The sequence below is a fragment of the Amycolatopsis sp. NPDC104775 genome (assembly GCF_055583325.1).
The window spans coordinates 1,241,636-1,255,756 of record NZ_JBVJOE010000001.1 but is presented as its reverse complement, the minus strand read 5'-3'; the positions used below and the strand labels follow the sequence as shown (position 1 = coordinate 1,255,756).

Sequence of the window (14,121 nt, the reverse complement as noted above, 5' to 3'; positions counted from 1 at the left end):
TTGGCATTGGACGTCATGCGATGGCTGTTTCATGCTGATGGCAGACAGGAAACAGGGCAGGACAAGGAAGACGGCAATGCGAGTGATTGGCGAAATCACGATCTCGGCGGACGGGTACTCGGCCGGGCTCAACCAGACCGAGGAACGGCCGTTCGGCGACGACGGCGGTGATGGCTGGGGCGACCGGCTGCACGCCTGGTTCGCCGAGGCTCCTGACGAGAACCGGGCCGAGATCGACCAGCTAGGCGCCTACTCGGCGGTCATCATGGGCCGCAACATGTTCGGCCCGGTGCGTGGCGAGTGGGACCGGCAGTGGAACGGCTGGTGGGGCGACAACCCGCCGTTTCACGTCCCGGTCTTCGTCCTCACCCACCACACACGCGAGCCACAGCCGATGGAGGGCGGCACCACCTACCACTTCGTGACCGACGGCATCGAGTCCGCACTGGCCCAGGCACGCGCGGCGGCCGGCGACGGCATTGTCAGCATCCTGGGCGGCGCGACCACCATCAATCAGTACCTCGCCGCCGGTCTGATTGACGAACTGCGCCTGCACATCGCGCCCCTCACGCTCGGCGCCGGGACCCGGGTCTTCGATGGCGTCCCGCCGCTGAAGCTGGAACAGGTGACGGCGCGGACGACGAGCCTGGTCACGCACGTGACCTACCGAGTGCTGTCGTGACATACAGGCCTTGACGGAGACAATCATGAACACTATGCGGAACTTCATCGACGACGTGGATCTCGTAGTCCGCACGACCGACGACCAGTACGAGATCACCAAGCGAGTCGCGGAGCGGTTGTCCGCTCTGCTGGCCAGCGACTACCAGCTTCCTCCTGAGTTCACCCGGGCGTCGGAGGAGCACCACGTCAACTACCCGCTCTACATCGATCCCGACGACAGGTGGTGCGTGGCCTCCGTCGTGTGGAGCGTCGGTCAACGCACACCCGTGCACGGACACGAGACCTGGGGCGTCGTCGGCATCTACTCGGGTGCCGAACGCGAGTTCCGCTACGTCAAACCCACGGCGGCCGAGACGGGCAGACCCCTCACACCAGCCGGGGAACAGGTGTGGGAGCGCGGACAAGTCACCGTGTGCTGCACGACCGACGACGACGTCCACGCCGTCGCGGCCGTCGGGAACGTGCCCACCATCGGCATTCACGTCTATGGAGCCAACATCGGCACCATCGAACGGCGGTTTTACGACCCGGTGACTGGAGCAGCCCGATGGTTCGTTTCAGGGTGGAACGCCCAGCAGTAGACCTTTAGGCTGCTGTGGGTGAGGTCTGGCCGTCGGGTCGTTCGACGTGCTTGCCGTTGACGAACGTGGCACCGGCGCGGACCAGCGCTACGAGCTGGCGTGCGATCACCGCCCGCCAGCGAGTCTGGGCCGACTCGATCAGCTTGAATGTCATGGCCAGCCCGGCCGCCCGGGAACCAGGCCCCTTGGTGACCTTGGTCCGGTGCCGCACAGTCGAGAACGTTGATTCAACGGGATTTGTCGTGCGAAGGTGAATCCAGTGCTCCGCCGGATCGTCGTAGAAGGCCAGCAGTTCGTCGACGTCGTCGGCGATCTTCTCGGCCGCTTTGGGGAACTTGGCCCCGTGAACCGACTGACGGCCTCCAGGGCGTGCTGGCGATCCTCGGCGTTCCAGATCTCGGCCAGGGCGTTCTTCGCCGCGGGGTGCGCGGATTTCGGTAGTGCGGCAAGAACATTCGCAATTTTGTGAAACCAACACCGCTGCTCCCGGGCCTCGGGAACACCTCACGTAACGCCCTCCAGAACCCGAGCGCACCATCGCCGGCCGCGAGCACCGGGGCGCGTATCCCGCGCCGTTTGCAGTCTCGCAGCAGGTCTGCCCCTGCAAGGGAAAGCGGGATCAGTTTCGATCGGGGCTCGGAGAAGCGGCGGCAGGCTTGGGCGACGGCTCGACCGGGGATGCCACTGTAAACGTAGCGAACCGAACCCACAGGCCTAGCTCCGCGAAACGAGCTGGGGCCGCGGTGTCGGACACTGCCGGACTGCTTGAGGTTTTTCGACCATGCGCGTGAGGCGCTGTCGCAGGTGCGCGCTGTGGTCGCGCTGGACCGTTACGACGGGCGCAACCCGCGGTCTCTGGCTGACCTTCTGGGCTCGACGACGCCTTTGACCAGTCGCCTGTTCGATCAGTTGGAGGCTGTCTGGTTTCTGGTGCGGTTGCCGAACGCACAGAATCGCCGGAATTGACGCTCCGGCTCAGTGACGCCGGACGGGCTTACGTGCAAGATCTGCGCGCGGCGGCGGGCAAGCCCGCACTCGGTCATCGCCAGGTTGAGCGACGAGGAGCGAGGCACGCTCGAAACCGAACTGCGCGCGTTCCGAGCGGCCGCTGCGGCGAAACGGACCTGACTGGCGTGACTGTGCACTTCATCCGAGCGCGGCAGCCGCCTGCCGCAGGAGAAGTGTGCCGCGCTGTTCCCTGATCCGGACCCGGAGCGGGAGCGGGGGACCGCACGACAGTTCGCCGATCTCAGCCGCGTCGCTCCGGTGAAGGCGGTCGGCGACGCGCTGCCGGATGCCGTCGCCCCGCAGCGATTCTCCGATCAAGGACGGCCATTCGCCGGAGAACGGCGCAGCGCGAGCAGGACGGTGTCATCAGCCTGTGGGTAAGGCGGCGGAATTCGTCACCGGAGGGATGGCCGCTCGCCTCGACGGTGTCGCGTGGCACGCGGAGGTTCGGCCACCATCGTCCTCGGAGCGGATTGCCGCTGAGGGGACGATGGTGGCGGGACCCGTGGTCAGCCGCCGCAGGCGGGGACTGGGGCGACGTCCACGGCGGCGTCGATGATCTCGCCGGTGGTGTGGTTGAGCGCGTGCGCGGTCATGTGCTGGTTGGTGCCCGGGTGGTTGGCGGTCGCGTGCTGCTCCCGGATTCCGGTGGCTGTCGAGACGTCGTCTCCGGTGAAGAAGATCTGCCCGTTGTCGGCGAACGTGATCGTCCACACCTGGTTGGGGACGTTGGTGTGAATCTCGAATTCCTCGCCGACAACGAAGCTTCCGCCGGGCCCGTCGTCGTCGTGTTTGGATTTTAGCGTCCAGGACGTTCCCATGTTCCCGACACCGTCGGCCTCCGATGTGGGACCGCACCGCCGGCTGGCCTCGGCGTTGCCGGTGACGACAAGACTGAGCAATCCGGCGACGACCGTGGTCGCCGCAATGTGCTTGTACCGCAAGGGATCCTCCCTGTTCTCGCCCATTTGTTGTCTGCACTCGCAGATACGCGGCAGGGTTACAGGGACATCGGGCGAGCGCGGTGATTCTCGTCGGTCGGCTTGCGGCACGAGCCTTCGACCAGGGCGGTGGAGCGGGGATCAGGGCTCGGAGGCAGCGGCCGTGTGCTCACCGTGGTCGAGACCGCGAAAAGCGCGTCAGAGTTCGATTTCTGGGTGAAGCCGGGAAACCGTCCACCTTCGTTGCCGGTTGACGGCGAGGCTGGTGCCCACGAGCGCCAGGATCGCGAAGCCTGCCAGGACCGCGAAATCGCGGGCGAGGTGGCTGCCCAGACCTCCGGACACGGTGACGCGCAAACCGTCGACGAGGTAGGTCATCGGCAGGAGGGGATTGAGGAACTGGAAGAACCCGGGGGTCGTCGGCATCGGATACAGGCCGCCGGACGAGGTCAGCTGCAGGATGAGCAGGACCAGGGACAGCACGTCTCCGGGAGCGCCGAGCGCGGTGCGCAGGAAGTGGTCGATCGCGACGAACGAGGCCGCGCCGACGAGCAGCAGGAGCACGGTCAGCAGCGGGTGGACCGGATCGAGGCCGAGGCCGAAGTCGACGACGGCGTACAGGATCAGTGCGCCGGCGCAGCCGAGCGCGGCGCCGGGGAGCCAGCCGGCCGTCGCGATGGTGGCGGCGGAGACCCGGGAGGCGAGCGCGCGTTTGTTCAGCGGGCGCAGGAGCAGGTAGGCGAACAGGCCGAACACCCACAACGCGATTCCGAAGAAGAACGGCGCGAAGCCGCGGCCGTACACGCCGGCCGGGTTGAGGTTGTGCCGGTCCACGTGCACGGGGTTGCCCAGTACTTCGGCGGCGTGCGCGATCTGGGCGGGGTTGGTCTGCGGGATGCGCTTGAGACTGTCGTCGACGACGCCGGAGAGGTCGGCCGCGCCGCTGTGCGCCTGGTCGGCGGCGGTTTGCGCGGTGGTCGCGCCCTTGGTCAGCGTGGTCAGCCCCGAGGTGAGCGTGTGCGTGCCGGCGCTGATGTCCTGTGCGCCGTTGTCGAGCAGCGTGGTCGACCCGTTGAGCGCGGTGATGTTCTGCTGCGCCGTTCCGACGTTCGACTGGAGGGACTGTGCTTGCTGGGACGCTTGTTGCGCGGTGTGGTCGGCCGCCGCGGTATCCCCGTCGACTCGCGCGGCGGCGTCGGCGAGCTGGTGGGAATTCGCGAGTGCGCGCTGGTAGACCGGATCGCCGCGCAGCTGGGGGAAGGTGTCGCCGAGCTGGGTGAGGTCGGCGGTGCCGCGCTGGGTGTACTGGCTGACCCGCGACGTGCCCGCGTGCGCGGTGGCGAGGCCCCGCGCGGTGACGCTGGTGACTCCGTTCAGGGTGGCCGCGGCGGCGGGCAGCTGATCGGAGACGGTCTGGCCAAGCTTTCGGGCTTGCGCGCCGAGCGTGTGCACGGCCTGGGAGACGCGGTCCGCGCCGCCGGAGATCTGTGCGGTGCCCTGGCGGAGGGTGTCCGTGCCCGAGACGAGGGCGGTGGCGGCCTGCTGCCCGACCGAGGTGGCGTCGACCAGCCGGTGCGCGCCGTCAGCGGCGGTGGTGAGCTTGTCCCGGACGTCGGAAAGCTCGCCGTAAATGCTGCGGACGTACGCCGCGTGGGCGGCGGCGTTGATCTGGTCCTGCAGCTCCGGCTGCACTACCTCGGTCATGATGCCGACCACGTAGTTGTTGGCGTCGTTGAGTTCGATGCCGATTCCCGCCTGTTCGGGGCGGGTGTTCGCGGCCGTGGCGAGTTTGCCGCTGAAGTCGGGCGGGACGGTGATCGTGAAGTAGTAGCGGCCCTCGGTCAGCCCGGCACGGGCTTCGCCGCTGTCGGTGAAATGCCAGTCGAAAGTGCCTGCCGCCTTGAGCTGCTGGACGAGCTGGGAACCGGCGTCGATCGGCTCGCCCTGGGGACCCTGCGCGGGCCGGTCCTCGTTGACGACCGCGACCGGGATGCTGCTCAGCTTGCCGTAGGGGTCCCAGTTCGCCCACAGGTACATTGCTCCGTAGAGAAGCGGGACCAGGCACAGCACCACCGGGACGAGTCGGCGCAGCGGGCTGCCGCGGAACCGCCGGAGTTCGCCGGCCGCGAGCCGTACCGCCTTCATCGGGCTTCCTCCTGTGCCGAGTCGCCGGGCAACCGGTCCGCGCTGAGCACCGGGAGGGCGAGCGGGATCGTGTCCAGGGCCGCGGGCGCGGGGCCGGCGGCGCCGGCGAGCAGGGTGACGCCGGTGCGGGCGACCCGCCCGGCCGCCGCCCAGGCTTCCCGGCGCTGGTCCGGGGTGCAGTCCCGGTCGAGGTCGTCGACGACGATCGCGCCCGGCCGTTCGGCGAGGGAGAGCGCCATCGCCAGCCGTGTCGAACCGGCCGGACCGAGTTCCTCCGCCGTCATCGTTCCCGGGACGTCGAGGCCGACCACCTCCAGCGCGTCCCGCACGGCGGCGGCCGTCACGCCGGGCGCCAGCCAGGTGCGTTCGGCGATCAGCTCGTCGACCCGCAACCGGGGTTCGAGCTCGAGCGCCGGGCCCGCCGCGGCCACCGCCACGGTGCGCCGGACTGCCCGGTGGCCGCCGGGCAGGACGTGCGCACCCACCCGCACCGCGCCCGAGTTGAGGCGCATCCGGCCCGCCAGGGCCAGCAGCAGGCAGGTCCGGCCGGTCCCGGCCGCCCCGTGCGCGACCAGGATCCCGCCCGCGGGCACGTCCAGGTCGACGTTCTCGAATACTGGTCCCCTCGGTCCGCGCACGCCGAGCCCGCGCGCGGTGATCGGCACACCTGACTGCATGATCGGACCGTAACCGCGGCAGCCCGGTGCTTGCACGATGAGGAGAGTGGCACGACCCCGCCGGGGGTCCCTCGCCCGGCATCGACAGCGTCGCCGCCGCGGATTCTTGTCTTTTCGGTGCGCACAACATTGATTTCGTAGATGGCCGAAGAGAACGCCAGTTAGTACCCGCTGAGTCGGCGCGTTAAACCAGAATTGTGCGCGACGATGAAGAATTTTCCCGGAAATGCGACTTGCGGAGAGAGTTTCGCGTTTCATGCTGCGTGGGCGCCTGCGTTGTGCCACCTTCGTCGCATGACTGATATGCCTGCTTACCCTTCCTCTTCCTCCGACCGGCCCGCGGAGCGCGCGGGAGTCCTGGAACGGCCCGGAACGGTGACCGGTGCGTTCTGGGCATTCGTCGCCGCGACGGTGGTCGGGGCGGTCGGCGCGGTGCTGCTGTTCTTTTCGAGAGACGCGCTGATCGACGCGATGCACAGAGCGAACGGGCAGAACGGCCAGCAGCTCACGGACGCGCAAATCGACCAGGCGGCCACGATCGGCATCTCGATCGGCGTGGTGATCGCGCTCGTGGTCGCGTTGCTGCACTTGCTGTTCGCGTTCAAACTGCGCGCGGGCCGCAACTGGGCCCGGATCGTGCTGACGATCCTGACCGCCTTGCAGGTGCTTTCCTTGCTCTTCGGGCAGGGCACGGTGATCGGCTACGTCTCCGCCGTGTGCGGTGTCGTCGGCGTCGTGCTGTCGTTCCTGCCCGAGTCGAGCCGCTATATCGCCGAAGCCAAAACCGTTCGCTGATCGCGGTCGTTGCCCGCTGGGCGCTCGCCCAGCGGGCAACTCATGGTGCGCGAGGCGACCCGGCGGACTTTGGCCGGATTCGCGGCCAGTGCGTTATTTAATAATCCATACTTGATTTTCGCGCTGAACGGCGCAGCGGGTCCGGCGTAATATTCGCCGCCCTTATCGAATTCGTGGTCCGTACGGTCGCGGACGGTCGGCCATCGTGGCCAATCGTCACGATTTCCGTTGCCAGCGAGGGACAACTCCGCCAGCATTCTTTCTGCCGAACTCGGGACCAGCGTGGCTCGGCGGCGGCGCGAGCCGTCGAAAGCCCCCTTTCGGAAACGTGTCTTATCCCGGACAGGAAAAGAGGCAGAAATGGATAATCGTGCCTGGAGAGCATGCACGCGGGCGGTGGTGGCCGTCGCGGTCAGCGTGGTGGCGTTGGCCACCGGGGCGACGGCGGCTTCGGCCGCTCCGCGCGGCGTAGTGAGCTTGCCCGCGATCGAGGCGTCTTCCAGCCAGTTCGACGTCGTCCCGAGCGGACGCAGTGCGCTGACCGGGGATGTCACGGCGTTCCACGGGTTCAGCTCCTTGCAGAACCTCGTGGTCCAGTCGCACGGTTTCGATCTCGAAGGGGAGATCCACGGCCGGCTCCGGACCTTCAACTTCAAGAGCCTGTGGCAGGTCTACAACCTTCCGTCGTCGGACAGCTGGAAGGTGTGGGTCGTCCACTTCAAGCACGACAGCAGCCGGAGCGTGCTCAAAGAGGTCTTCCACAGCGAGCAGCTGATCGACGTCGCCATCGACGTCAAATTCCGGGTTTCGGCCGCCAACCTGCGGGGCGTTTCCAGTCTGCGGATTGGTTTCGAGACGTTGCGGCTGCAGCTCGACGGGACGACTAAGGACTTCACGGTCGTCAACGGAGCCTCCGGCGGGGCCAAGGACCAGAACAACAACGACGTGCCGGTGGACTTCCAGCAAGTCTGACCGGAAACGCGTCAGCGACGGCGGCGAGTGGTGCGGGCTCTGCCGGGCCAGTCGCCGCCGGGTTCTCGTTTTCTCCCCGCTCGGGCACCGGACAAGGGGTCGGCATGTTTTTCGGGAAAAATCGTGCTCTGCTCGCCAAGCGCCGCCCGGACGGGCGCGGATCGCCGGGATCGGCGTGGCGGATTCCGGCGAGGTTCGCCGCGACCGCCGCGGCGACCGCGGCGCTCCTGGCCGCCGGAGCCAACGGCGCGTCGGCCGCCACGGCGCACTTCGTGCCGGAGGCCACCAAAGTCGGCTGGGACGGCGTCGTCGCGACGGTCTCGTTCCGCGAGGTGGATGTCGCCGTGGGAAGCCGCACGACCACGATTTCAGTCAAAGTGACCGGCGACGTAACGGTTTTCTGCACCAACGGCGAGTCGACGCTCGACATCCACGCGTCCGCGACCGGCTCAGCCGCCAAGGACTACCCGGTGAAGGACGGCGTCGTCGCCGGGATCGCCAAGTTCCCCATCGAGGCGAAGGTGACGCCCGACCCGGGTTATACGTGCGTGTTGCGCCACCGGTCGATCACCGCGGTTCTCGAGGACTTCCGGACCGGCGCCACCTTGGTCCATCACCAGGCCTGACCCGTCCGCCTGCCGCGGAGTCTCAACGGCGTTCGCGAGTGGCGTAAAGGAACAGCCGGATGCCCGTGATCCCGAGAATCAAGCAGGCGAGCATGGCTCCGTAGAAATACGGCTGCGCGTCCTTGCTGACCGCGGGCACGTTGGTGATCTCGGTGAAGTTGCCGTGCGTGACCTGGACCTCGGTGTCCGGATGCGTGATCAGGAAAATGACCGCGGCGGCGAGCCCGGCGAAGAACACGACGCCCGCGCCGAGCCACCACCAGCGCAGCCGGACCACCGGGTGCGGCGGGTTCCCGTCGTAGACGTCGGGCCGCTGCCGCTTCAGCCCGCGCACCAGCTCCTCGGGCTCGTCGGTCATTCCGGTGATGACGAGCTGCCGCTTGCCGTCGATTTTCACGTCGCACCAGTAGTCCGTGCGCAGTTTCAGCGCGAGCGGGTTCGAGGAGTCGGTCTGGCGGAGGTGGATCGCGGTGATCCGGTCCCAGCTCCACTGCCGGACGCCGCGCTTGGTCCGGTAGGCGATGCCGTTCTCGTGGACGTCGACGCGTTCGCCCGGCCCGCCGCGGACCGCGGTGACGACGGCGTGGATCCCGACGATCAGCAACGCGATCCCGAGCCCCAGGATGATGCCGAGGATGCGGGCGACCGCCCGGTCGATCGGGAGCTGCGAAACCAGCAGCCCCAGCACCCCCGCGCCCACGCCGATCGCGCTCATGCCGAGCCCGACGCGCCGCCGGGCGCGGTTGTCGACGCGATGCGTACTGGTCAACGGGCCGAGTTCGGCGGTGGTGTCCACTGGGGGCGCGGTCCTCTCCGGGATGGGTCGGGCCACACGCTACTGAGGGGATTTCCCGCGCACCTCGGTACTTGTGACGACAAAACCGGACCGGGCGCGACGAAGCCGAGGCGGGCGCGGAGGCCCGCCTCGGCTGGCGAAGCCAGGGTCAGCCGCCGGTAGTGGCGAGTTCTTCCGGCGCGGGCGACGGAGAAGGCTGGCTCGCGCGGGACCGGCTGCCCAGCAGGGAGTACGCGGCCCCGACGAGAAGCCCGCCGCCGACGAGGTTGCCCAGGCCGACGAACAGGAGGTTGCGGCCGAACGCGCCGATCGTCGCGCCGGGCACGTCGTCCATCAGCCCGAGGGAGAAGGTCGTCATGTTGGCGACCACGTGCTCGAACCCGGAGCTGACGAACGCGAGCAGGCACCAGAAGATCAGCGCCAGCTTCGCACCATCCGACTTCGTGCGCGCGGCCATCCACACGGCGAGGCACACCAGGAAATTGCACAGCACTCCGCGGAAGAACAGCGCGCTCGCCGATTCCGCGGTCTTCGCCTTGACCAGGCTCGCGAGCAGAGCCGCGCCGGGGCCGGGGTGCCCGGCGGCGGCGCCGACAGACAGCACTCCGCTTTCGTGCACGAGCCAGGCGAAGACGGCCGAACCGAGCAGGTTGCCCACGAACGACACCACGATCACCGCCGCGGCCGCGGCGGCTCCGCGACGCCGGACGAGGACGCCCTGCACCATGGTCATCATGTTTCCGGTGGACAGTTCCGCGCCGGCGAACACCACGGTGGTCAGCGCGATCCCGAACACCAGGCCCTGCACCGTTTTCGTCCACGGCGAACTCGCCGCGGTGAGGAGACCGGTCGCGGTGAGCAGCAGCACGACCGCCACGCCGATGAACGCCCCGGCGAGCATCGCGCTCACCAGGTAGCGGCCGGGGCGGCGCAGTTCCTCGTTTTTCCCGTCGGCGACGTCCGCCTGCAGGTCGAGGGCTTGGGGTACGGGAATCGGCATGGGGCAAGCCTTTCCGGACGAGGGGGCGGGTGTCGCTGGCATTCGATCCCGCGGACTCTGCGTCCCGGTAGCGCGGTGATCAGCATCTGGTGTCCAACTGCGCACAGCCGGAGGCGGCGGTGGTGAATTGCCCCGTCCGGTGCGTAACCGGACGGAGCGGGCATGCGTTCAGTCCCGCGCCGGGCCGCGCGAGAGGCGGGCCGCGACGATTCCGCCCGCGATCAGCAGCACCGCGGCCGCGGCCACCCAGACCCACGGCGGCACGTCGTTCTCGTTGGCGCCGATGCCGCGGCGCCCGGGCTGGGTCAGGGTAAAGGAAGAGTAACCGGGCACCGGATGCCCGTCGGCGGACCCGATCCGATAGTCCACAGTGTACTTTCCGGCCGGGCCAAGCGGTTTCACCGGCGCGGAAAGAACGGCTCCGGCGACCGTCGGGGCGGCGGCCTCCCCATGCGTCGCGCCGTCCGGGCCGAGCACGGCCGACTCGGTGAATCCGCTGTCCAGCCTCTTACCGCTCCGTGCATCCGGAGATGCGCGCCCCGATCATCGTCCGGCCTGCCCCGTCGCACCAGCACCACCGTCGCCACCGACGACGCGCATTTCCGCTGTCGCCCCTGTTTCCCGCCTCGCTCCCGCTCCGAGCCGCACTGTCGCGGCGGCGCCGGTCGTTGCCGCGCTGTCGTCATCGTCCACAATGGCCAGTCCCGCCCCGCCGAGCCAACCGGCTGTCTCGTCTGGTCACCGCGGTCGCCATCGGGTGCCTGCTGCTGTTGACCTCGCGAAAAGCGTGAACGCCTGAATCGCGACGAGGTGCCGCCCCGGGGGTAAGGACGGCACCTCGTCGCAGGGCAAGGAAATCAGCCGAAGACGAACCAGAAGAACGTCGCCGCGGCTGTCTTGCCGGAGGCGTCGGCGACCGTGACCGTCACCTGCCTGCTGTCAGCTCGCGTCGGCGTTCCGGACACGACTCCGGACGCCGCGTCGAGCGTCAAACCTGGCGGGAGTGCGGTCGACGACCACCGGTACGGGGTGGTGCCGCCGGAGGCCTGGAGCGGCAGGTTCACCGCTTTGCCGGTCCAGCTGCTCTGATTGCCGGGGTTGGCCAGCGACAGAGCCGAGGGCTGGCCGCCGGTGACGGTCAGCTGGTAGTGCGTCGTCTGCGTCGATTTCGCGCTCTTGCCGGAGATCGTGACGTCGTACGTACCGGCGGGAGTGGTGGCGCTCGTGGAAATGGTGAGCGTCGAGTGGCCGCCGAGGTCCACGCTCGCCGGGCTGAACGCTGCCGTCGCGCCCGAGGGCAGCCCGGAGGCGGTCAGGCTGATCGCTCCGGTCGGCGGCGGCGGGTTGTCACCGCCGGGCAGGTGCGGGGAGATGGCCGCGGCGTAGGTGGAAACCCGGGCGTAGACGGCGTACCAGTCGCACGAGGTCGACATCCACGAGAACACCCCGACGACAGTGTTGCCGACCAGGTATGGGCCGCCGCTGTCGCCGATGCACGCGCCCGCGTGGTGGTCGGCGTACCCGGTGCACAGCATCGCCGGAGTCTTGTACTCCTCCTGTCCGTGGGAATCGGTGTACTTGCCCTTGCAGGCGCTGTCCTCGGCGACCGGGACGTCGGCCTGGCGCAGCACGTTGCTGTAGGTGTTCGCGCCGGTTTCGCCCCAGCCGATCGACATCCCCTTCGTGCCGGGGGCGTCGAGGCTGGTGTCAGTGGCGAGCTTCGGGTACGTCATCCCGGCGGGAACCGGCATGTCCTTGTCGAGCGTCACGACCGCGACGTCCGCGCCGATACCCCAGTCCGTGTAGTCCGGGTGGACCCACTGCGACGCGATTTCCGCGGTGGTGCCGGTGTTCTGGGTGAGGTCGTCGTCGCCATAGACGAACCACTTGTGACCTGGCTTCTCCAGGAGACAGTGCGCGGCCAGCAATACGGTGTGCGGTCCGAAAAGCGTGCCGGTGCAGGATTGCTGCCCGGGGAAGGCCGAACCTTCGCGGCGCATCGAGATGATGAACGGGTGTTCCGCCGTGGTGGTCGGAGTGCCGCCCACGACGCTCGGCGAAGAAGCAGGCGAGGCAGCTTTGACCGCGTTGGCGGTGACCGTCGTGCTGGCTGAGCTGCCCGCGGCGACGCTGCCGGAGGTAGGCGAGGCGGACAGCGTGAAGTCCTGAGCCGGAGGCGGCGGGGTGTCGCCGCCGGTCAGCTTCGCGGCCAAGGCGTCGGCCTTCGGGGAACCCCAGCCGGTGCACAGGTCGTAGCCGGTGCCCGCGTTGTAGGTGCCGTTGCCGCCCGAGGTGACGTCGTGGAACGTCGAGGCGTAATCGGCCGAACCGGCGATCTTGTAGATGCTCGGGTTGAGCTGGCCGAGCCGGGATTTGCCGCCGCTGAGGGATTTCTGGTTCAGCATCGCCGCGTAACCCGCCCACAGCGGGGAGGACAGGCTGGTGCCGCCGACGTCGAGCCAGCCGCCGTTCATGTACACCGAGAGCGCGCCGGCGCCGTAGTCGGCGAGCAGCGAGACGTCCGGCACCGAGCGGTATTTGTTCGTGCCGGGCTGCCAGTCCGGCCGGTCGTAGATCTTCGAGTAGCCGCCGCCGGACCGGGTGTTGCCGGTGCCGCCCTGGTTCCAGCAGCTTTCCGACTGCCAGGTGCCCGCGCTGTCGGATGTCCGCAGCTGGGTGCCGCCGACGCCGGTGAACAGCGGGTCGCTCGCCGGGTAGTCGGCCTGGATGGTCGAGTTGTCCTGGTTGTAACCGCAGCCGGTGGCGCCCCAGTCGCCCGAGGCCGAGAACATCGTGACGCCCTGGGCGGCGAGCTGGGTGTAAGAGTCGTGCGAGGCGGCGATCGGGTCGGCTTCGCAGATCTCGCCGTTCAGCCACGAGCCGGACAGGATCGTGATCTTGTTGTCCGAAGCGATCTGCGCCATTTCGTGCACCCACGACTGGTCGGTGTTGGGCGCGGAGTAGACGACCTGCTTGGCCTTGGGCGCGGTCGCGGCGACGGCCTGGATGTCGAGGGTGACCTCCATCTGGTTGTTGCCGGGGCTGGACACGCCGCCGTCGACCTTCACCAGCTGCGGCGTCACCGCGGGCTGCTTGAAGTACTGCGTCCAGGCGTCGATGTCCGACTGTTTGAAGGTGTCGAATTCGATCAACCCGACCGTTTCACCCGAACCGTCGTAGCTGGCGGAGGTGCCGGTCATGCTGTAGGCGGTGCGCAGCTGCGCCGGGGTGTAGCCGCCGCCCGGTCCGGCCGGGCCGGCGGGCGCGCTCGCCCGGTGCGCGGCGGGCCGGTTCGTCAGGCCGGTGACCCCACGGACGACGGCGGCGACGTCCGCCGGGACCGCGGTTGCCTTGGTGGCGTTGTAAAACCGCTCGCCCTTGGCGGAACGGAAGCCGGAAAGCGAGGTGCTGAACGCGTTTTCCACCGCGCCTGGCGTGCCCGAGGCGGTGACGACCTGCCGGTTGCCGGTGACGTCGTCGATGCGCAAACCCTTGCCGGACAGGTACTTCCGCACCTGCTCGACCGCGCCCGCGGTGGGCCCGAACTGCTCGGTGTACTCGGCGGCGCTCAGGTAATGGTGGAACAGCGGCGAGTTCGGATTGGCGGTGTCGGCGACGTATCGCTCGGCTCCCGCCGCGTCGCGAGGCTTGAGCGCGACGGACACGGTCACCTGGCCGGGCAGGGCGGAGCTGTCCGCGGTGGCGCCCGCGGGGACAGCGGGGGCGGTGTTCAGTGGGACCAGCGGCGGGGGTGCCGCCAAGGCCGCGGGCGGGGAAAGTGCCGCAGTCGTCAGGAAAGCGGCCACAAGGAGAGCTGGACTTCGCATGCGCTGCTCCGGAGTTGTGAGGAGGAATACAGCACTGGGCACCGTAAGAACCGTGTTCCCGGCTCGGCC

Annotated in this window: 13 protein-coding genes and 1 pseudogene; 6 read left to right on the top strand and 8 right to left on the bottom strand. The window is 68.6% G+C overall.

Features of this window, described 5'->3' with window-relative positions:
• Positions 1-31: 31 nt before the first annotated feature.
• Complete coding sequence (locus ACZ63D_RS05475; RefSeq protein WP_465353084.1) at positions 32-682, top strand: dihydrofolate reductase family protein; 651 nt, start codon at positions 32-34, stop codon at positions 680-682.
• 25 nt (positions 683-707) lie between these two features.
• On the top strand, positions 708-1,265 hold the full coding sequence (locus ACZ63D_RS05470; RefSeq protein WP_465353083.1) for a cysteine dioxygenase family protein: 558 nt from the start codon (positions 708-710) through the stop codon (positions 1,263-1,265).
• Between the two features lie 4 nt (positions 1,266-1,269).
• Here ACZ63D_RS05470 and ACZ63D_RS05465 read toward each other — a convergent pair.
• A pseudogene (locus ACZ63D_RS05465) lies at positions 1,270-1,864 on the bottom strand (transposase); the annotation flags it as partial.
• 166 nt (positions 1,865-2,030) lie between these two features.
• Here ACZ63D_RS05465 and ACZ63D_RS05460 point away from each other — a divergent pair.
• Entirely contained in the window at positions 2,031-2,231 is a 201-nt protein-coding gene (locus tag ACZ63D_RS05460; protein ID WP_465353082.1) for a hypothetical protein, read from the top strand.
• A gap of 551 nt (positions 2,232-2,782) precedes the next feature.
• Here the strand turns inward: ACZ63D_RS05460 and ACZ63D_RS05455 are convergent.
• The 3 genes from ACZ63D_RS05455 to ACZ63D_RS05445 form a co-directional block, all read right to left on the bottom strand.
• On the bottom strand, positions 2,783-3,241 hold the full coding sequence (locus tag ACZ63D_RS05455) for a hypothetical protein (protein WP_465353081.1): 459 nt from the start codon (positions 3,239-3,241) through the stop codon (positions 2,783-2,785).
• Positions 3,242-3,412: 171 nt separating this feature from the next.
• Positions 3,413-5,359: a YhgE/Pip family protein gene (locus ACZ63D_RS05450; protein WP_465353080.1), complete on the bottom strand. Its 1,947-nt coding sequence runs from the start codon at positions 5,357-5,359 to the stop codon at positions 3,413-3,415.
• Positions 5,356-6,036 carry an ATP-binding cassette domain-containing protein gene (locus ACZ63D_RS05445; protein WP_465353079.1) on the bottom strand — a complete coding sequence of 227 codons (681 nt, stop codon included), beginning with the start codon at positions 6,034-6,036 and terminating at the stop codon, positions 5,356-5,358. Before ACZ63D_RS05445 ends, ACZ63D_RS05450 begins: the two co-directional genes overlap by 4 nt.
• A gap of 294 nt (positions 6,037-6,330) precedes the next feature.
• On the opposite strand from ACZ63D_RS05445, the gene ACZ63D_RS05440 reads away from it, so the two are divergent.
• From ACZ63D_RS05440 to ACZ63D_RS05430, 3 genes are all read left to right on the top strand, one after another.
• Complete coding sequence (locus ACZ63D_RS05440) at positions 6,331-6,831, top strand: hypothetical protein (RefSeq protein ID WP_465353078.1); 501 nt, start codon at positions 6,331-6,333, stop codon at positions 6,829-6,831.
• Positions 6,832-7,191: 360 nt separating this feature from the next.
• Complete coding sequence (locus ACZ63D_RS05435) at positions 7,192-7,803, top strand: hypothetical protein (protein ID WP_465353077.1); 612 nt, start codon at positions 7,192-7,194, stop codon at positions 7,801-7,803.
• Between the two features lie 104 nt (positions 7,804-7,907).
• Positions 7,908-8,429, top strand: a complete 522-nt coding sequence (locus tag ACZ63D_RS05430) for a hypothetical protein (protein ID WP_465353076.1) — start codon at positions 7,908-7,910, stop codon at positions 8,427-8,429.
• Between the two features lie 22 nt (positions 8,430-8,451).
• On the opposite strand, the gene ACZ63D_RS05425 is transcribed toward ACZ63D_RS05430, so the two are convergent.
• The 4 genes from ACZ63D_RS05425 to ACZ63D_RS05410 all read right to left on the bottom strand — a co-directional run bounded on the left by ACZ63D_RS05425 (position 8,452) and on the right by ACZ63D_RS05410 (position 14,052).
• Positions 8,452-9,225: a hypothetical protein gene (locus ACZ63D_RS05425; RefSeq protein WP_465353075.1), complete on the bottom strand. Its 774-nt coding sequence runs from the start codon at positions 9,223-9,225 to the stop codon at positions 8,452-8,454.
• Between the two features lie 148 nt (positions 9,226-9,373).
• On the bottom strand, positions 9,374-10,225 hold the full coding sequence (locus ACZ63D_RS05420) for a formate/nitrite transporter family protein (protein ID WP_465353074.1): 852 nt from the start codon (positions 10,223-10,225) through the stop codon (positions 9,374-9,376).
• Positions 10,226-10,393: 168 nt separating this feature from the next.
• Positions 10,394-10,702 (bottom strand): copper resistance CopC family protein, encoded by a 309-nt coding sequence (locus ACZ63D_RS05415; protein WP_465353073.1) that lies wholly within the window; start codon positions 10,700-10,702, stop codon positions 10,394-10,396.
• Between the two features lie 380 nt (positions 10,703-11,082).
• Entirely contained in the window at positions 11,083-14,052 is a 2,970-nt protein-coding gene (locus ACZ63D_RS05410; RefSeq protein ID WP_465353072.1) for a trypsin-like serine protease, read from the bottom strand.
• Between the last annotated feature and the right edge of the window lie 69 nt (positions 14,053-14,121).